This is a genomic window from Geodermatophilus sp. SYSU D00698, assembly GCF_054050335.1.
Window position 1 is genome coordinate 108334 of record NZ_JBJGZD010000010.1, and the last position, 17614, is coordinate 125947.

19 protein-coding genes are annotated in these 17614 nt (G+C 76.3%); 13 read left to right on the forward strand and 6 right to left on the reverse strand.

Translation table 11 applies throughout. From position 1 onward, the window contains the following. The first annotated feature begins 35 nt into the window (after positions 1 to 35). From ACI8AB_RS11560 to ACI8AB_RS11575, 4 genes are read left to right on the forward strand one after another with little or no spacing between them, the layout of a single operon-like run. Positions 36 to 302 (forward strand): helix-turn-helix domain-containing protein, encoded by a 267-nt coding sequence (locus ACI8AB_RS11560; RefSeq protein ID WP_456950249.1) that lies wholly within the window; start codon positions 36 to 38, stop codon positions 300 to 302. Next, the gene (locus tag ACI8AB_RS11565; protein ID WP_456950250.1) at positions 299 to 964 is read left to right on the forward strand and encodes an ATP-dependent Clp protease proteolytic subunit; all 666 of its coding nucleotides are present in this window, start codon (positions 299 to 301) and stop codon (positions 962 to 964) included. Before ACI8AB_RS11560 ends, ACI8AB_RS11565 begins: the two co-directional genes overlap by 4 nt. A gap of 47 nt (positions 965 to 1011) precedes the next feature. Next, the gene (locus ACI8AB_RS11570; protein WP_456950251.1) at positions 1012 to 1554 is read left to right on the forward strand and encodes an MOSC domain-containing protein; all 543 of its coding nucleotides are present in this window, start codon (positions 1012 to 1014) and stop codon (positions 1552 to 1554) included. Positions 1555 to 1593: 39 nt separating this feature from the next. Further along, positions 1594 to 3462 carry an AAA family ATPase gene (locus ACI8AB_RS11575; RefSeq protein WP_456950252.1) on the forward strand — a complete coding sequence of 623 codons (1869 nt, stop codon included), beginning with the start codon at positions 1594 to 1596 and terminating at the stop codon, positions 3460 to 3462. Between the two features lie 210 nt (positions 3463 to 3672). Here the strand turns inward: ACI8AB_RS11575 and ACI8AB_RS11580 are convergent, their stop codons facing one another. The 3 genes from ACI8AB_RS11580 to ACI8AB_RS11590 all read right to left on the reverse strand — a co-directional run bounded on the left by ACI8AB_RS11580 (position 3673) and on the right by ACI8AB_RS11590 (position 5908). Next, complete coding sequence (locus ACI8AB_RS11580; protein WP_456950253.1) at positions 3673 to 4800, reverse strand: NDMA-dependent alcohol dehydrogenase; 1128 nt, start codon at positions 4798 to 4800, stop codon at positions 3673 to 3675. A gap of 137 nt (positions 4801 to 4937) precedes the next feature. Next, the gene (locus ACI8AB_RS11585; RefSeq protein ID WP_456950254.1) at positions 4938 to 5102 is read right to left on the reverse strand and encodes a hypothetical protein; all 165 of its coding nucleotides are present in this window, start codon (positions 5100 to 5102) and stop codon (positions 4938 to 4940) included. A gap of 11 nt (positions 5103 to 5113) precedes the next feature. Next, entirely contained in the window at positions 5114 to 5908 is a 795-nt protein-coding gene (locus ACI8AB_RS11590) for a class E sortase (protein WP_456950255.1), read from the reverse strand. Positions 5909 to 5961: 53 nt separating this feature from the next. Between ACI8AB_RS11590 and ACI8AB_RS11595 the strand changes: the two genes are divergently transcribed. From ACI8AB_RS11595 to ACI8AB_RS11605, 3 genes are all read left to right on the forward strand, one after another. Beyond that, positions 5962 to 7422 (forward strand): bifunctional 3-(3-hydroxy-phenyl)propionate/3-hydroxycinnamic acid hydroxylase, encoded by a 1461-nt coding sequence (locus ACI8AB_RS11595; RefSeq protein ID WP_456950256.1) that lies wholly within the window; start codon positions 5962 to 5964, stop codon positions 7420 to 7422. A gap of 17 nt (positions 7423 to 7439) precedes the next feature. Further along, positions 7440 to 7667, forward strand: coding sequence for a hypothetical protein (locus ACI8AB_RS11600; RefSeq protein ID WP_387991665.1), 228 nt, complete (start codon positions 7440 to 7442; stop codon positions 7665 to 7667). 287 nt (positions 7668 to 7954) lie between these two features. Further along, entirely contained in the window at positions 7955 to 10117 is a 2163-nt protein-coding gene (locus ACI8AB_RS11605; protein WP_456950257.1) for a glycoside hydrolase family 15 protein, read from the forward strand. Positions 10118 to 10156: 39 nt separating this feature from the next. Here the strand turns inward: ACI8AB_RS11605 and ACI8AB_RS11610 are convergent, their stop codons facing one another. Continuing rightward, positions 10157 to 10624 carry an SRPBCC family protein gene (locus ACI8AB_RS11610; RefSeq protein ID WP_456902898.1) on the reverse strand — a complete coding sequence of 156 codons (468 nt, stop codon included), beginning with the start codon at positions 10622 to 10624 and terminating at the stop codon, positions 10157 to 10159. Positions 10625 to 10819: 195 nt separating this feature from the next. Here ACI8AB_RS11610 and ACI8AB_RS11615 point away from each other — a divergent pair, with 195 nt between their 5' ends. Next, on the forward strand, positions 10820 to 11785 hold the full coding sequence (locus ACI8AB_RS11615) for an oxidoreductase (protein WP_456950258.1): 966 nt from the start codon (positions 10820 to 10822) through the stop codon (positions 11783 to 11785). 58 nt (positions 11786 to 11843) lie between these two features. Continuing rightward, the gene (locus ACI8AB_RS11620; protein ID WP_456950259.1) at positions 11844 to 13058 is read left to right on the forward strand and encodes a cysteine desulfurase-like protein; all 1215 of its coding nucleotides are present in this window, start codon (positions 11844 to 11846) and stop codon (positions 13056 to 13058) included. 8 nt (positions 13059 to 13066) lie between these two features. Here ACI8AB_RS11620 and mftR read toward each other — a convergent pair whose 3' ends face one another. Further along, positions 13067 to 13678 carry a mycofactocin system transcriptional regulator gene (gene mftR, locus ACI8AB_RS11625; protein ID WP_456950260.1) on the reverse strand — a complete coding sequence of 204 codons (612 nt, stop codon included), beginning with the start codon at positions 13676 to 13678 and terminating at the stop codon, positions 13067 to 13069. Positions 13679 to 13811: 133 nt separating this feature from the next. Between mftR and mftA the strand changes: the two genes are divergently transcribed. From mftA to mftC, 3 genes are read left to right on the forward strand one after another with little or no spacing between them, the layout of a single operon-like run. Next, positions 13812 to 13949 carry a mycofactocin precursor MftA gene (mftA, locus tag ACI8AB_RS11630; RefSeq protein ID WP_456950261.1) on the forward strand — a complete coding sequence of 46 codons (138 nt, stop codon included), beginning with the start codon at positions 13812 to 13814 and terminating at the stop codon, positions 13947 to 13949. Between the two features lie 13 nt (positions 13950 to 13962). After that, the gene (mftB, locus tag ACI8AB_RS11635; protein ID WP_456950262.1) at positions 13963 to 14256 is read left to right on the forward strand and encodes a mycofactocin biosynthesis chaperone MftB; all 294 of its coding nucleotides are present in this window, start codon (positions 13963 to 13965) and stop codon (positions 14254 to 14256) included. Then, positions 14253 to 15488 carry a mycofactocin radical SAM maturase gene (gene mftC / locus ACI8AB_RS11640; RefSeq protein WP_456950263.1) on the forward strand — a complete coding sequence of 412 codons (1236 nt, stop codon included), beginning with the start codon at positions 14253 to 14255 and terminating at the stop codon, positions 15486 to 15488. The genes mftB and mftC overlap by 4 nt, the downstream gene beginning before the upstream one ends. A 264-nt stretch (positions 15489 to 15752) precedes the next feature. On the opposite strand, the gene ACI8AB_RS11645 is transcribed toward mftC, so the two are convergent. Next, positions 15753 to 16244: a pyridoxamine 5'-phosphate oxidase family protein gene (locus ACI8AB_RS11645; RefSeq protein WP_456950264.1), complete on the reverse strand. Its 492-nt coding sequence runs from the start codon at positions 16242 to 16244 to the stop codon at positions 15753 to 15755. 90 nt (positions 16245 to 16334) lie between these two features. Here ACI8AB_RS11645 and ACI8AB_RS11650 point away from each other — a divergent pair, with 90 nt between their 5' ends. Continuing rightward, on the forward strand, positions 16335 to 17591 hold the full coding sequence (locus ACI8AB_RS11650) for a multidrug effflux MFS transporter (RefSeq protein ID WP_456950265.1): 1257 nt from the start codon (positions 16335 to 16337) through the stop codon (positions 17589 to 17591). Positions 17592 to 17614 lie beyond the last annotated feature (23 nt).

The following is a 17614-nucleotide window of genomic DNA, read 5'->3' on the forward strand; positions in this document are numbered from 1 at the left end:
CGTGGACATAGCGGAAGAGGTATACCGTTCCTGGTATGCCGCCGCCGCGCCGCAGCCGCTTCCCCGGCCTGGCGGACCGGGGTGAGCGCCGGCGCGGGCTGATCGAGGAGCTGGTCCGGCTGCGCCGGGAGAGCGAGCTGAGCCAGACGCAGGTCGCGGCGCGCATGGGGACGTCGCAGTCCGCCGTCGCCCGCCTGGAGAGCGGGGAGCTGGACGCGCGGCTGTCGACGCTGGAGCGCTACGCGGCCGCCCTGGGCCGCACCGTCGACTGGCAGGTCCGCACGTCCGAGGAGTTCCCGTGACCCGTCCCCCAGGCCCCTGGCCACCCCTCCCGCCGGAGCCCCCGTTCCCGCTGCCGCCGCCCGACTCCCCGCGCAGTCCGTGGCAGCCGCCGCCCCGGCCGCCCGCCGTCCCCGGGCAGGGCGCGACGACGATGTCCGTCGTCGTCGGCTCGCCCGACTGGCTGGCCGAGCGGCTGGTCGAGCACCGCATGGTGACGCTGTCCGGCGAGCTCGACGCCGACGCGGTCAACCGGGCGGTCGCCGAGCTGGCGCTGCTCGACGCCGACGGCGACGGCCCGGTGCAGCTGCGGCTGTCGGGTGTGAGCGCCGACCTGGACGCCGCCCTGGTCCTCGTCGACGCGATCGACCTCATGGGCGCGCCGGTGCACGTCACCTGCCTCGGCACGATCACCGGCGCCGCGGTCGCCGTGCTCGCGGTGGCCGACCGGCGCACCGCCGGGACCCACGCCCTGTTCCAGCTGACCGGGCCGCGGGCGCCGGGCAGCGGCCTCGGCCGGGACGTCGAGGCCCTCGCCGCCGAGCACGCCCGGCGGCTGCGCCGGCTGCAGGAGCGGCTGGCCGGGGCCACCGGTCGCGACGTCGAGCAGGTCGCCGCCGACATGCGCGCCGGCCGGCTGCTGTCGGCGGAGGAGGCCCGGGAGTACGGGCTGGTCGACCGCTGAACGTCGACCCGCTGGACGCCGACCGCCCGTACGCCTACGACGTCGAGGTGGTGGGGCTGCTCCTCTCGCCGGTGCACCGGTACGACGGGCGGCCCGGCGGCGTCGTCCCGCCGCAGGACGGCGACCGGGTCGAGCGGGTGGAGGTGCGCGCCGGGCACGGCATCGTCGGCGACCGCTACGCCGGCCGGCCCGCGCACCGCGACGCCGCCGTCACCGTGCTCGCCGCCGAGTCGGTCGAGGCGCTGGCCGCCGAGCTCGGCGCCGGCCCGCTGGACCCGCTGCTCGCCCGGCGCAACGTCGTCCTGCGCGGCGCCGAGGTGGAGGCCCTGCGCGGCGCGGTGTTCGCCCTCGACTGCGGGGAGGGTGTCGTCGTCCTGCGCGGCGGGCGGCCGGCCAACCCGTGCGCCTGGCTGGACACCGTGCTCGCGCCCGGCGCGCACCGGGGGATGCGCGGCCGCGGCGGGGTCCGCTGCGCCCCGCTGACCGACGGCGTCCTGCGGCTCGGTCCCGCCGTCCTCACCAGCGCCGTCCCGCTCGACCCGGCCCGCGCCGGGGAGGCCCGCCGCGTGCTGCCGCGGCCCCGTCCGTAACCTGCCTCACAGCCACCGCCGTGCTCAGAGGGGAGCCGCGTGACGCCGACCGTGCCGCACCCGGTCATCGGGCTGCGCCGCGAGCGCGAGGTGCTCACCGTCGCGCTGCGCACCAACCGGCACGTCGTCCTCGAGGGCCCGCCGGGCACCGGCAAGTCGACGCTGCTGCGGGCCGTCGCCGCCGAGGCCGGCCAGGAGGTCGTGTTCGTCGAGGGCAACGCCGAGCTGACGCCGGCCCGGCTGATCGGCCAGTACGACCCGGCCGCCGTCCTGGCCGAGGGGTACGTGCCCGGCAGCTTCACCGACGGGCCGCTGCTGACGGCCATGCGCGGCTCGGGGCTGCTGTACCTCGAGGAGCTCAACCGGATCCCCGAGGAGACGCTCAACGTCCTCATCACGGTGCTCACCGAGGGCGAGATCACCGTGCCGCGGCTCGGCCACGTGCGGGCGGCCGCCGGCTTCCGGCTGATCGCGGCGATGAACCCGTTCGACGCCATCGGCACCGCCCGCGTCGGGCAGGCGATCGCCGACCGCATGTGCCGCGTCGTCCTCGGCTACCAGGACGCCGCCGCGGAGCGGGCCATCGTCGCCGCGGTGACGGGCGCGCCGCCGTCGCTGATCGGGCTCGCCGTCCGGCTGGTACGGGCCTCGCGGGTGCACCGCGACGTCCGGATGGGCTCGTCGGTGCGCGGCGCCACGGACCTGGTGCTGCTACTCGGCGGGCTGCTGGACGTGCGCGGGCAGTCCGGGCTGGGGGCCGACGGCGCTCGCGAGACCACCCGCGACGCCGCGCACGCCGCCCTGTCGGGCCGCATCCGGGTCGCCGAGGGCGTCGAGCGCACCCCCGAGGCGGTCGTCGACGAGATCCTCGACGGAGTCTGGCCGCCGGACGGGCCCCCACCGCCGGACGAGGAGGAGCCCTCCGCTCCCGCCGAGGGGGGTGGCGAGGGAAAAGCCGGAGGCCCGCCGGAGTCCCCGGCGGGCGCTGACCCCTCGTCCTCCCCGCGCCGCGACCGCCGCGGCGGGGGCGCCCGCCGGCAGACCAGCCGCCGCGAGATGGCCGCCCGCCACGACGCGTTCGAGGAGGTCAGCCCGGAGGTCGGCGAGCTCGACGAGGAGGCCTTCGCCGAGCTGATGGCCCAGGACGCCGACGCCGCGGCCGCGCTGCTCACCGACCTGGCCGCGGCCACCGACCGCGAGCTGCGCGCCGCCGCCCGGCGCCTGGCCGGCCGCGTGTTCGTGCAGGTCGGCCGGGTGGGGCGCTCCCGCGCGCCCGGCACCCGGCGGCTGGTGCCCGACCGGCACGGCGACGGCGACCTGGACCTCGACCGCACGCTCGACCGCTGGGACGTCGGGACGCCGCTGCAGCCCGGCGACCTGGTCACGCGGCGGTGGACCGGGCACCGGCGCGCGGTGTGCCTCGCCGTCGACACGTCCGGCTCGATGACCGGGCTCGGCGTGGCGATCGCGGCGGTGGCGGCGGCCGGCGTCGTGCTGACCGGCGACGAGCGGCTGCGGACCAGCCTCATCACCTTCGGCCGGGACGTCGACGTCGTGCAGCGCCAGGGGCAGCGGCGGGCGGCGGAGGACGTCGTCACCCACCTGCTGGGCCTGCGCGGGCACGGGATGACCGACGTCGCCGGCGCGCTGCGGGCGGCCCGGCTGCAGCTGGCTGCCGAGGTCGCCGACGAGCGCGTGGTCGTGCTGCTGTCGGACTGCCTGCACACCACCGGCGACCCGCCCGAGACCGCGCTCGCGGGCATCGACCGGCTGCACGTGCTCTGCCCGCTGCCCACCCCCGAGGCGGAGACGGCGGCGCGCTCGCTGGCCGCGCGGGGTGCGGGGACGGCGCAGATGGTGCGCACCGTCCGCGACCTCGGCCCCGCCCTCACCCGCCTGCTGGGCTGAGCGCGGCCGCGCGCCGGTCGACCACCGGATGCGCGCACGGTCGCCCGGCGTGTCCGCCCGTGTCGCGTGCCCGCAGACGACGACCACCGGGACCTGCGGGACGGGGCCCGGCCCCCGAGCGCGGACGACGGCCACCAGACGGGTGTGCGGGCCGGGCCGCGGCGGCGCTCCCCGTGCCCGCCGCGGACGCCGGCGGGCACGGGGACCGGATCAGCGGTCGGAGTCGCCGTAGACGACCATCCCGCGGATGTTCTTGCCATCGCGCATGTCCTGGTAGCCCTGGTTGATGTCCTCGAGCTTGTACTTCGTGGTGGCCAGCTCGTCGAGCTTGAGCTGGCCCTCCTGGTAGAGGCTGAGCAGCTCGGGGATCGCCGCCCGCGGGGCCAGGCCGCCGAAGATGGCGCCCTGCAGGTCCTTCTGCAGCAGGGTGAGCTCGAACAGGCTGAGCTTGACGTCGGTATTCGCGGCGTTGCCCATGCCGGTGACGACGGCGCGGCCGCCCTTGCCGGTGAGGCTGAGCGCGGTCTGGATGTCCTCGCCCTGGATGTCGCCGACCGTGATGATCGTCTTGTCCGCCATCCGGCCCCAGGTCAGCTCGTTGACCTTCTCGGTGGCCTCCTCGGCCGACTCGAACACGTGCGTGGCGCCGAGGTCCATCGCCCACTCGCGCTTCTTCGCCACCGGCTCGATGACCATGACCCGCTTCGCGCCGGCCGCCGCCGCGCCCTGGACGGCGTTCATGCCGACGCCGCCGGCGCCCATGACGACGACGTTCTCGCCCGGCCGCACGTCCGCGACCCTGGTGGCCGAGCCCCAGCCGGTGGTGACACCGCAGCCGACCAGCGCGGCGATCTCCAGCGGGATGTCGGGCTCGATCTTCACGACCGACGCCTGGTGCACGGTGATGTACGGCGAGAACGTGCCGAGCAGGCACATCGGGATGACGTCCTGGCCGCGCGCCTGGATGCGGTAGCTGCCGTCGGAGATCGAGGTGCCGGCCAGCAGGTTGGCGCCGAGGTCGCAGAGGTTCTGCATGCCCTTGGAACACGGCGGGCACTGGCCGCAGGCGGGGATGAAGGCCGTGACGACGTGGTCGCCCTCCTGCAGGCCCGTCACACCGGGGCCGACCTTGGTGACGACGCCGGAGCCCTCGTGCCCGCCGATGACCGGGTAGAACGCGACCGGGGTGCCGCCGGTGACGAGGTGCTCGTCGCTGTGGCACAGCCCGGAGGCGGCCAGCTGGACCTGGACCTCGCCCTCCTTCGGGTCACCCAGCTCGATCTCCTCGATCGACCACTCCTCGCCGACGCCCCACAGGATCGCGCCCTTGGTCTTCACCCGGTGTCCTCTCGGTCCGGCCCGCCGTCGTCGGCGGGCAGCCTGGTGGGCGCACCCCGCTGGAGTGTGCGCCGGGCCACAGACTCACCGCGGCACCGGGTGCCGTCAAGGGGCCGCAACGGACTGCAACGTCCCGCTCAGCGGCCCGGGTCGACGGTCACCGCGGTGAACGGCAGGTGCGGCTCCACCCAGGGGAAGACGACGAACAGCAGCAGCGCCGCCGCGGCGAGCGTGAGCAGCAGGGACAGCCCGGATCGGGTCGCCGTCCCCCCGGGCAGGTGCCGCCAGATCCAGCGGTACACGCGGGTCCTCCTCAGCCCTCGGTCAGGGCCGGCGGCCCGTCGGGTGCGTCCGCCCGGGTCACGCCCGGGCCGTCGAGGACGGCGTGCACGACCAGCCGCTGCCGCGCCGAGTACCGCGGGTGGCAGGTGGTGATCGTCAGGTAGGACCCGGCGGGCGCGGCGTCGGCGGCGCCCCCGGGGACCGGGGCGATGACGTCGACGTCGGCCGGCGTCACGATCCGCTGTCCGGGGACGCCGTTGGGGTCCTGCGCCGTCAGGTCCCCGGAGGCGTCGCCGAGCACGCGGTAGGTGAACCACCCGTCGGCCACCTCGACGACGACCGGGTCGCCCGGCCGCAGCCGGTCCAGGTCGAGGAACGGCGAGCCCCGGCCCACCCGGTGCCCGGCGAGCGCGACGTTGCCGGGCGCCCCGGGCATCGCCGTCCCGGCGTAGTGGCCGGGCCCCTGGGCCAGCTGGTCCTCGCTGGTCCCCTCGAGGACGACGCGCGACCAGTCCGCGCCCAGCCGGGGGACGTGCAGCACCGCGAACGGCTCGCCCACCGGGACCTGCGCGGGGACGGTGGGCACCCCGGAGGCGGGCGGCTCGGCGGACCACTCCGTCCGCAGCCGGTCGGAGAGCCGGTCCTGGTCGCGCGCGGAGAACAGGTCGGTCACCCACAGCTCGTAGACCACGAACAGCAGCAGCACGACGCCGGCGGTGACCAGCGTCTGCCCCAGCCCGCCGACCAGGGTGCGCCGGCGGTCCCCGCGCGTCCGGCCGGACCGGCGCCGCGCGGCCGGCGGCGCGGGGGCGTCTGTCGGGGCCATCGCCGGGCCACTGTGCCAGCCCAGACCCGGCGCGGTCGGCGACACTGGGCGGCGTGTCGTCGCAGCCGGTCATCCCGCCTGTCGTGGTGGTCGGCGCCGGGCCGGTGGGCACGACCGCCGCGCTGCTGCTCGCCCGGCGCGGCCTGCCCGTCCTGCTGCTCGACCGCCAGCCCCGCCCGTACGGGCTGCCGCGCGCGGTGCACCTCGACGACGAGGCGCTGCGGGTGCTGGCCGACGCCGGCGTCGTCGAGGCGTTCCTGGAGGTCAGCCGGCCGATGGCGGGGCTGCGGCTGCTCGACGCGCGGCACCGCACGCTCGCCGAGTTCCGCCGCGCCGGGGACGCCGGGCGGCACGGCTGGCCCCAGGCGTCGATGTTCCACCAGCCCGACCTGGAGCGGCTGTTGCGCGCCGCGGTGCGCGACACCCCGGGCATCGAGCTGCGCGGCGGCGAGGAGGTCGTCGGGCTCGCGGAGGCGGACCGCTCCGTCACAGTGGCCGTGCTGGAGCGGGCCACGGGGCGGCGTCGCGACGTCGTCGCCTCGGCCGTGCTCGGGTGCGACGGGGCGAACAGCACCGTCCGGGGCCTGGTGGGCGCGCGGATGGTCGACCTCGGCCGGCCCGACCGTTGGCTGGTCGTGGACCTGCGCGCGCGGGTGCCGCTGCCGGTGTGGCCGGGCGTGCACCAGGTGTGCGACCCGGACCGCGCGGCGACGTTCATGCCGGTCAGCGGGGACCGCTACCGCTTCGAGGCGCGGCTGCGGCCCGGCGAGACGGCCGCGGACCTCACCGGCGCCGCGCTGCCCGCCCTGCTCGCGCCGTTCGGGGCGCAGGACGCCGAGGTTGTCCGCGCGGCCGAGTACGTCTACCGGGCGCAGGTGGCCGACCGCTGGCGGCGCGGCCGCGTGCTGCTGGCCGGGGACGCCGCCCACCTCACCCCGCCGTTCGTCGGCCAGGGCCTGGGGCTCGGCCTGCGCGACGTGCACCAGCTGTCCTGGAAGGCGGCCGCCGTCGTCACCGGCGCCGCGGGCGAGGAGCTGCTCGACACCCACCGCGCCGAGCGGGAGCCGCACGCCCGGGCGCTGGTCCGGCTCGCGGCGGTGGTCGGGCGGCTGATGACGGGCGGGGGAGCGGGCGCGGTGCCGGTGCGGCGGGCGGTGCTCGCCGCGGTCGCGGGCGTGCCGGCGCTGGCCGCCTACGCCACCGACAGCCGCACGCCCGCGCTGCGCGCCGGGCCGCTGGTCGAGCGGCGCGGCCCGGCCGGTCGGCGGCTGGCCGGGACCCTCGTGCCGCGGGCGCGCGTCCGCGCCGGCGGGCGGGAGTGCCGGCTCGACGACGTCCTGGGCGCCGGCACCGCGGTCGTGGCGCTGGCGGCGCCGGGGCGCGTGGCGGTCACCGCGGCCGGCCGGCGTGCCGAGCTCGACGACGTCGACGGCGTGCTCACCGCGTGGCTGCGGGCGGGACGGGCCCGCTTCGCCGTCGTCCGGCCCGACCGGGTGGTGCGAGCCGCGGGCTGAGTGGGTAGCGGGGCGTCATGCAGATCGACAAGGACCAGATCCTCCAGCTGCTGCGCTCCCAGGGCGACGACGCCAAGGCGCAGCAGGCCGACCAGGACCTGCCCGGCCAGGTCGACACCGACCAGCACGCCGGGATCCTGCAGAAGCTCGGGCTGGACCCGGGCGACCTGATCAAGATGATCAGCGGCGGTGGCGGCCAGGGCGGCGGCCTCGGCGGCGCGATCGGCGGGATCCTCGGCCGCTGAGCCGGCCGTGCACTCCCGCGGAGACGCCCCGGGCGTCTCCGCGGGAGTGCACGCGGTCCGGCCGGTGGTCGTGGCCACCCGGCTCTCCTACGGTGTGGTGCACACACGACGACGGCCGGACGGGGGCCGGTCGTGCCCGGCCGGCCGCGGCACCACGCAGGCGGCGCTCCACCGGCCGGGTCCGGGACGGAGGACAGCCCGTGAGCCCGTACGACCTGCCCCACACCCCGCCGCGCCGCAGGCGCCCCCGCGGAGCGACACGGCCGAGGGGGTCCGGGAGGCGGCCGGTGGTCAGCGGCGCAGTGGTCGCCGGCGTCCTGGCGCTGGGTGTGGTCGTCCCCGCGTCGGCGCAGGCGGCGGATGCGGCGCCCGGGTACCCCGGGGAGGCGGCGACCTGGTCGCCGGGGGACAAGGACGGCTTCGGGACGGCGATCGGCGCCCTCGACAGCACGGTCTGGTACACGCTGAACGACGGCACGCTCAGCGAGGTCTACGCCCCGCGGATCGACACGCCGAGCTCCCGGGACACCCAGTTCGTCGTCACCGACGGCGCCACCTTCGCCGAGCGGGAGGACGAGGCCACCGACTCCGTCGTCGAGCTGGTCGACCCGCGGGCCCTGGTCTACCGCCAGGTCAACACCGCGCAGAGCGGCCGCTACCGGATCACCAAGACCTACACCACCGACCCCGACCGGTCCGCGGTGCTCGTCGACGTGCGCTTCGAGTCCCTGGACGGTCAGCCGTACCAGGTGTACCTGCTCCACGACGTGGGCCTGGGCCTGAACGCCAACGACGACACCGGCCGCTCCGCCGACGGGCGGCTGCTGGCGACCGACGGCGCGCTGAGCAGCGCCGTCACCGTCTCGGGCGGCCTCACCGACACCTCCAGCGGCTACCTCGAGCGCAGTGACGGCTGGTCGGACCTGCGCGACGACTTCGTCCTCGACGACAGGTGGGACGCGCCGACCCCCGGCAACGTGGTGCAGATCGGCCGCACCGGCCTCACCGGGACCGGCGGCGGGCAGCAGCTCACCCTGTCGCTCGGCTTCGGGACGACGGAGGACGACGCCGCGCAGGCCGCCGACCGGGCGCTGGACCGCGGCTTCGACGACGCCCTGGCCGCCTACACCGCAGGCTGGCACGACTACCTCGACGGCCTGGCGCCCGTGCCGGCCAGCGCCGAGCGGTGGCGCACGGAGTACGACGTGTCCGCCATGGTCGTCGCGGCCAGCGAGGACAAGACCTTCCGCGGCGGGTTCATCGCCTCCCCGGGCAAGCCGTGGGCCTGGGCGAACGAGCTGCAGCACTTCCCCGTCTACCACGAGGTCTGGTCCCGCGACCTGTACCAGCACGCGACCGCCCTGATCGCGATGGGCGACGAGGCGGCCGCCGAGCGCGCGCTGGACCACCTGTGGACGGTGCAGCAGCGTCCCGACGGGTCGTTCCCGCAGAACGCGCGCCTCGACGGCGAGGCGGTCTTCGGCGGGCTGCAGATGGACGAGGTCGCCCTGCCGATCGTGCTCGCCTGGCAGCTCGGCCGGACGGGCCCGGAGGACTGGGAGCGGGTGCGGCTCTCGGCGGACTTCCTGGTGGCCGAGGGGCCGGCCACCGAGCAGGAGCGGTGGGAGAACCTGGCCGGGTGGTCGCCGAACACCATCGCGGCCGAGATCGCCGGCCTGGTGACCGCGGCCGAGATCGCCCGCGCCAACGGCGACGACGCCCGCGCCGACACCTACCTGGCCACGGCCGACGAGTGGCGGGCCGGTCTGGCGGAGTGGACGGTGACGACCACCGGCCCGCTGTCGCCCGAGCCGTACTACCTCCGCATCACCGCCGACGGGGACGCCGACGCCGGCACGCAGATCCAGATCGCCGACGGCGGCCCGCTGGTCGACCAGCGGGAGGTGCTCGACCCGAGCTTCCTCGACCTGGTCCGGCTGGGCATCGTGCCGGCCGACGACCCGGTCGTGGCGAACACCCTGCGGCTGATCGACGAGCAGCTGGCCTACGACACGGCCAACGGCCGGTTCTGGCACCGGTCGAGCTTCGACGGGTACGGGGAGAAGGCCGACGGCACCCAGTGGGAGCCGGTGGATCCGGGTTCGCGCGAGACGATCGGCCGTGGTTGGCCGCTGCTCACCGGTGAGCGGGGGGAGTACGAGCTGGCTCTCGGTGGCGACGCCGCCGCGAGTGCCCAGGAGCGGCTGGACACGATGGCCCGCTCGGCCGACGACGCCTCCTACTTCCTCGCCGAGCAGGTCTGGGACGACCAGCCGCCGTCGGCGGAGGGGACGGAGTTCGTGCCGGGGGAGCCGACGTTCTCCGCGACGCCGCTGTCCTGGAGCCACGCGGGGTTCATCCGGCTGGCGCACGCCGTCGACGCCGGACGTCCCGTGGACACGCCCGACGTCGTGGCCTGCCGGTACGGGACGTCGCTCTGCCCCGACTGACGCGCTCGGTCCGGTGCACTCCCGCGGGAGTGCACCGGATCAGGCGTGCTCCGCGATCCGCTTGACGGCGGCCAGCGTCGCGGGGATGCCCTCGTGCGCGGCGCGGGTGCGCTGCTCGATCTGGCGCTGCGCGTCCTCGCCGTAGCGCTCCGCGAAGAACTCCTGACCGGCGGGCAGGAACTCCCACGTCTCGGTCAGCCGGGTGCCGCCGTCGACCGGCTCCATGAGGTAGCCCCAGCGGACCAACCGGCCGCCGACGAGCCAGGCGAACTCCCGGCCGCGGTCGGCCGCCACCACCTGGCTGCGGCTCTCCCAGGTGCGCTCGGGGGTGACGTTGCGGCCGGTGAACCAGTCGCCCACCGCGCCCGTCGCGCCCTCGTCCCACCAGCAGGCGGCGCAGACCGGGCTCCACTCGCCGGTGCGGGTCACGTCGCTGACCAGGTCGTAGACCTCCTCCGGGGAGGCGGCGACGACGACCGAGTCCGAGTGCGTCAGCGAGGTGGTCACCCGGGGAGTCTCGCACCGCCCCGACGCGGCGGTCCCGTGCGCCGGCCTCGCGGTGACACGCCGGCGACACGCCAGTGACACGTGGGGAGCGGTCCACGACACGCCCGATCCCGTTCCACGACCCGTGACGGACGCGCCGGGCGGCGCCCTCGGGCCGTGTCGGCCGGCGTCCGGCCGACCCTAGCTTCGCGGGGCATGAGGACCACCACGACGAGGGCCGGACGGGTCCTCCTCGGAGGCCGGGCGGTGCACCGCGTGGGGTTCGGCGGCATGAAGCTCACCGGGCCACGGGTCACCGGCCCCCCGGCCGATCGGGGCAGGGCGCTCGCCGTCCTGCGCCGGGCCGTCGAACTGGGTGTCGACCACGTCGACACCAGCGGCCTCTATGGGCCGCACGTGGTGAACGACCTGATCCGCGAGGCGTTGCACCCCTACCCCGAGGACCTGGTCATCGCCACCAGGGTCGGTGCCCGCCGGACGCCGGACGGCGGCTGGGCCGAGGCGCTGACGCCGGGTGAACTGCGCCGGTCGGTGGAGGAGGACCTCGAGCACCTCGGGCTCGACGCGCTGCACGTCGCCAACCTGCGGATGCCGGGCCTCGGCGAACCCGCGGAGCGCCCGCTCGGGGAGCCGCTCGAGGCGCTGGACCGGCTGCGGCAGGAGGGGCTGGTCCGTGAGCTCGGCATCAGCCACGTCACCACCCGGCAGGTCGCCGAGGCCCGCGGCATCGCGCCGCTGGCCTGCGTGCAGAACCACTACAACCTGATCCACCGCACCGACGACGCCCTGGTCGACGACCTGGCCCGGGACGGGATCGCCTACACCGCGCTGGAGGGGGTCTCCTACACGTCGTTCTTCCCGGTGGGGGAGATGGGCCCGGCGCAGGCGGCGGCCCTGGACGCCGTCGCCCGGCGGTTCGGGGTGGCCCCCGTGCAGGCGGCCATCGCGTGGCTGCTGGCCCGCTCCCCGAACGTGCTGGTCGTCCCGGGCGCCACCTCGGTCGACGAGCTGGAGGACCTCCTCGCGGCGGGCGACGTGGCACTCGGCCCCGCGGACGTCGAGGAGCTGGACCGCATCGCGGCGTCGGGTGGACCGCCCCCCGCCGGCCCGCCGGTGGGCGGCGCGAGCCGCCCTGTGCGGGGCCGCGCCACGAGCCCGTGAGCGACGGGATCGCCGGTCCCGTCGCGGGAACGGCGGCCGTGGCGGGCATGCTGCGGGGGTGACCTCAGCCGCGAGCACCGCCTACGACGTCGCCGCCGTCCGCGCGCACTTCCCGGCCCTGCGTGCCGGGGCCGCCCACTTCGACGGGCCGGGCGGCTCGCAGGTGCCGCGCCAGGTCGCGCACGCCGTGGCGGCCACCCTCGGCTCCCCGATCGCCAACCGCGGCCGGCTGACCGAGGCCGAGCGCAACGCCGACGACGTCGTCCTGGCCGCCCGCGCCGCCGTCGCGGACCTGGTGGGCGGGGACCCGGGCGGCGTCGTCTTCGGCCGCTCGATGACCCAGCTGACCTACGACCTCTCCCGCACGCTGGCCGCCTCCTGGAGCCCCGGCGACGAGGTCGTCGTCACCCGCCTGGACCACGACGCCAACGTCCGGCCGTGGGTGCAGGCCGCCGGCGCCCGCGGGGCCACCGTCCGCTGGGCCGACCTGGACCCGGACACCGGCGAGCTGACCGCCGGGGCGCTGCGCGCGGTGCTGTCGGACCGCACCCGCCTGGTGGCGGTCACCGGCGCCTCGAACCTCATCGGCACCCGGCCCGACGTCGCGGCGCTCACCGCGCTGGCCCACGACGCCGGGGCGCTCACCTACGTCGACGGCGTGCACCTCACCGCGCACGCGCCGGTCGACGTCGCCGCGCTGGGCGCCGACCTCTACGCCTGCTCGCCGTACAAGTTCCTCGGCCCGCACCTGGGCTGCGTCACCGCCGCGCCGGCGCTGCTGGAGACGCTGCACCCGGACAAGCTCCTCCCCTCGACCGACGCCGTCCCGGAGCGGTTCGAGCTCGGCACGCTGCCCTACGAGCTGCTGGCCGGGACCACCGCGGCCGTCGACTACCTCGCCGCCCTGGGCGGCCCCGAGGGCGACCGGCGCGCCCGGCTGGCCGCCGGGATGGCCGCCGTCGAGGCGCACGAGGACCGGCTGCGCGAGCGGATCGAGGAGGGGATCGCGGAGCTGCCCGGCGTCACACTGTGGTCCCGCGCCCGGCACCGGACGCCGACCCTGCTGCTCACCTTCGCCGACCGGCCGGCCGCCGAGGTCTCCCGCGCGCTGGCCGAGCGGCGGGTGAACGCCCCGGCGGGGAACTTCTACGCGATCGAGGCGTCCCGGCGGCTGGGGCTCGGCGACGCCGGTGGCCTGCGGGTCGGGCTGGCGCCCTACAGCGACGACGACGACGTCGACCGCCTGCTCGAGGGTCTGCGCGCCGCGCTCTGACGCCCCCCTCAGCGCAGGTCGGGGAAGCCCTCCGCCAGCTGGGCGAACGCCGTCCGCAGCGCCTCGGCGAGGGAGCCGTCGCCGCCGGTCAGCCACACCTCGAACGCGGTGGTGGCCGCCGCGCGGGTCGCGGTGGCGACCAGGCGGGGGAGCAGGTCGGCGGGGTCCTGGCCGCGGCGGCGGGCGACGTAGCGCGCCACCGCCTCGTCGACCTCGGCGTAGCGCAGCTGCGAGTGCGCCAGCAGCGCCGGCTCGGTGAGGATCAGCCGCATCCGCTGGCGCAGCACCGGGAGGTCGGCCTCGGCGTAGTCGTTGACCTCGACGTAGGCGCCGAACACGGCGGGCAGCACCGGGACGTCGTCGCCGGCGGCGTCCAGCAGGGCGGCCAGCCGGGACACGTGGCCGGCGAAGTCGCCCCACACGGCGTCGGCCTTGCCGCCCACGTGCCGGAAGAAGGTGCGCCGGCTGGTGCCCGCGGCGGCGGCGATCTCCTCGATGGTCACCTGCTCGAAGCCCTCGGCGGTGAACAGCTCCAGGGCCGCACGCTCGATCCGGGCGCGGGTGCTGCCGAGGCCGTCGCCCACGGCCGGCGGGACGGCGGTGATCGTCGGCGGGCTCACGCGCCCATCCTGTCCCACCCGGCCGCGGCGGTCAGCCCCTCGCCGGCCGGCGGCCCATACCCTCGCTTGCCGGTGGCACCCGGTGTCTCTAACGTCCCCCGCATCCCGTCCCGCCGTCCTCCGGAGGCCCCGCATGCCCGAGACGACCGCCCAGACCGAGACCCAGGACGTGGCCCAGGCGGCCACTCCCGAGGCGGGAGCCGAGGAGGCGCTGGTCGAGGAGTCCCTCGTCGAGGAGGTCTCCATCGACGGCATGTGCGGCGTCTACTGAGCCGACCGGTCCCGTGACCCCCGCCGTTCCGGCCGCGGACGCCTTCGACCCGGCCCGACCCTGGCGGCGCGCCCGGTCGGTGGCGCTGCGGCCGGAGCCGTTCGGGGCGCTGGTGTACCACTTCGGCAACCGCAAGCTGTCCTTCCTCAAGTCGAAGACGCTGGTCAGCGTGGTGGAGACCCTGGCCGACCACCCCAGCGCCGACGCCGCCCTCGTGGCGTGCGGCGTCCCCGAGGCCCAGCGACCCGCCTACGTGAAGGCGCTGGCCGACCTCGCCCGTTCCCAGATGATCGAGGTGCGCGCATGACCGCCGTCGTCCCCCAGCGGCCCGCAGCGCCGGCCACCCGCCCCACCGGTGGGCGCCTGGTCGACCAGTTCGAGTACGGCCTGGACGCCCCGATCTGCCTGACCTGGGAGCTCACCTACGCCTGCAACCTGGCGTGCGTGCACTGCCTGTCCTCCTCGGGCCGGCGCGACCCCCGCGAGCTGTCCACCGCCGAGGCCGAGGCGGTGATCGACGAGCTGCAGCGGATGCAGGTCTTCTACGTCAACGTCGGCGGCGGCGAGCCGACCGTGCGGCCGGACTTCTGGCACCTGCTGGACTACGCCATCGGCCACGACGTCGGGGTCAAGTTCTCCACCAACGGCGTGAAGCTGGACAGGGCACGCGCCGAGCAGCTGGCGGCCACCGACTACGTCGACGTGCAGATCTCCCTCGACGGCGCCACCGCGGAGGTCAACGACCGGGTCCGCGGCACCGGCTCGTTCGCCACCGCCGTGCGCGCGTTGGAGAACCTGGCCGAGGCCGGGATGGAGGACTTCAAGGTCTCCGTCGTCGTGACGCGGGAGAACGTCTCCCAGCTCGACGAGTTCAGGGCGCTCACCGACCGCTACGGCGCCCAGCTGCGGATCACCCGGCTGCGCCCGTCGGGCCGCGGCGCCGACGTCTGGGACCAGCTGCACCCCACCCAGGCCCAGCAGCGCGAGCTCTACGCCTGGTTGCTGGCCAACGGCGACCGGGTGCTCACCGGCGACTCGTTCTTCCACCTGTCCGCCTACGGCGAGGCCCTGCCGGGGCTGAACCTGTGCGGCGCCGGGCGGGTGGTGTGCCTGATCGACCCGGTCGGCGACGTCTACGCCTGCCCGTTCGCCATCCACGAGCAGTTCCTCGCCGGCAACGTCCGGGGCGAGGGCGGCTTCCGGCGGGTCTGGCAGCAGTCCGAGCTGTTCGCCGAGCTGCGCAGCCCGCAGACCGGCGGCGCCTGCACCAGGTGCGCGCACTTCGACGCCTGCCGCGGCGGCTGCATGGCGGCCAAGTTCTTCACCGGCCTGCCGCTGGACGGCCCGGACCCCGAGTGCGTGCAGGGGTACGGCGAGACCGCGCTGGCCGCCCGCGACCTCGACCTGGTCACGCCCAGGAGCCACCTCGACCACTCGCACACCGGCCCGGTCCGCGGCCAGCCCACGCTGCTGGGCATGCCCGCCGTCCCGGCCAAGGCCTGCGACGAGTCCCCGCTGGCCGGGCTGCAACTGGGCTGAGGTCTCAGCGGATCGGGGCGACCCCGGCGGGTCCGGGCCCGTCGGGGAGCAGGCCGGGCGCGAGGTCGGCCAGGGTCATGGTCAGGAACAGGGCGACGAGCAGGGCGAGTGTGAGCACGGGGCACCTCCGGGTGACGTGCCCCAGGCTGACCGCCGTCCCTGACCGGGCCCGGTGACCTGCCTGGGACTCCGCTGGGTACCCCTGGCCCCCCCGCAGGGTCCCGGCCCGCGTGGAGCGTGGGCCGGGGACGAGGGGGTCCTCCATCAGGGCAGGTCGACGACGTCCTTCTCGCCGGTGTCGGGCCGGGAGCCGGTGGCCTTGGCCTTGACGAAGCTCAGCGCCGTCGCCAGCCGGTTGCCGGGGTTGTCCCAGTACTCGGCGGTGTCGCCGTCGACCTTCACCAGGACGACGGAGGGGTCCTCGGGCCCCTGCGGCAGCCACGCCTCGACGCCGCTGTTCCACAGCTCCTTCTTCTTCGCGACGTCGTCGACGACGCGCGCGGTCCCGGTCAGCGACACCCAGGTGCCGCCCGAGCCGACGCCGACGTTGACCTGCGGCGAGGCCTGGACGTGGCCGAGCCAGGGGGCGTCGTGCTCGGCGAAGAACCAGAGGTCGCCGTCGAACTCGACCTCCTGCAGCGCCATGGGCCGGCTGGTCAGCCGGCCGTCGGGCATGGTCGTGGTGAGGAAGCCGAACCTCTGCCCCTTGATGAGCCCGGCGACCTTGGCGATGGCGTCCTGCGAGTCGGTGGTCATGCCCCTGCCCTTCCCCGGATCGGGCGCGCGACACGGGCGACACCCCGGCGTCCCGGAATGGACCGGCAGCCGGTTGCCTTGGGCAACGTCGTGACGACGATCCAGGACCGGCCGGCGACCATGCCGGCCACCACCCCCGACCGGCCCGGGACCGCCCGCACCGCGCTCACCCTCGGCGCCTTCGTGGCCCTCGGGCCGCTCACCGTGGACATGTACCTCCCGGCGCTGCCCACCATCGCCGACGACCTGCGGACCAGCTCGGCCACGGTGCAGCTGACCCTCACCGGCACGCTGGTGGGCCTCGCGCTGGGCCAGCTGGTGCTCGGGCCGCTGTCGGACGCCCTGGGCCGCCGCCGTCCGCTGCTGGCCGGGACGGCGCTGCACGTCGTCGCCTCGCTGCTGGTGCTCGTCGCGCCGTCCATCGCGGTGCTCGGCGCGCTGCGCTTCCTGCAGGGCGTGGGGACGGCGGCCGGCGCGGTCATCGCGCTCGCGGTCGTGCGGGACCTGTTCGAGGGACGGGCCGCGGCCACCATGCTCTCCCGGCTGTTCCTCGTCCTCGGCGCGGCGCCGGTGCTCGCGCCGACGGTCGGCGGGGAGGTCCTCCGGGTCACCTCGTGGCGCGGCGTGTTCCTGCTGCTCGCCGTCTACGGCCTGGCGCTGCTGGCCGTCGGCTGGTTCGCCGTGCGCGAGACGCTGCCGGCCGAGCGGCGGCGCAGCAGCGGCGTCGCCGGGACGCTGCGTGGCTACCGCGAACTGCTGCGCGACCGGGCCTACGTCGGCCTGGTGCTGGTCGCCGGCCTGACGATGGCCGGGCTGTTCAGCTACGTGTCGGGCTCCTCGTTCGTCTTCCAGGACCAGTTCGGCCTGGACGAGCAGCAGTTCGGCCTGCTCTTCGGCGCCGGCGCGGTCTGGCTGATCGCCGCCACCCAGCTCAACCCGGTGGTGCTGCGCTGGTTCTCCCCGGCGCAGGTGCTCGTGGCCGGCGTCGTCGTCGGCGCGCTCGCGGGAGCGGTGCTGCTCGTGCTCGCGGGCACCGGCACCGGCGGCATGTGGGGGATCGCGCTGCCGCTGTGGGCGGTGCTGTTCGCCTCCGGCCTGGCGCTGCCCAACGCCCCGGCGCTCGCGCTGGCCCGCCACGGCGAGGCGGCCGGCACCGCGGCGGCGCTGCTCGGCGCGGTGCAGTTCGGCGTCGGCGCGGCGGTGGCGCCGCTGGTCGGCGTGCTCGGCAACGACGCGGTCGCCATGGGCGTCGTCGTCCTGGCCGCGCTGGTCGTGGCGATCGCGGTGCTGCTGCTCGTCGTCCGGCCGTGGCAGTTGCCCGTGGACACCGAGGCCGTCCCCGCCTGACCCGCCCGGCCGCGGGGGGAGCT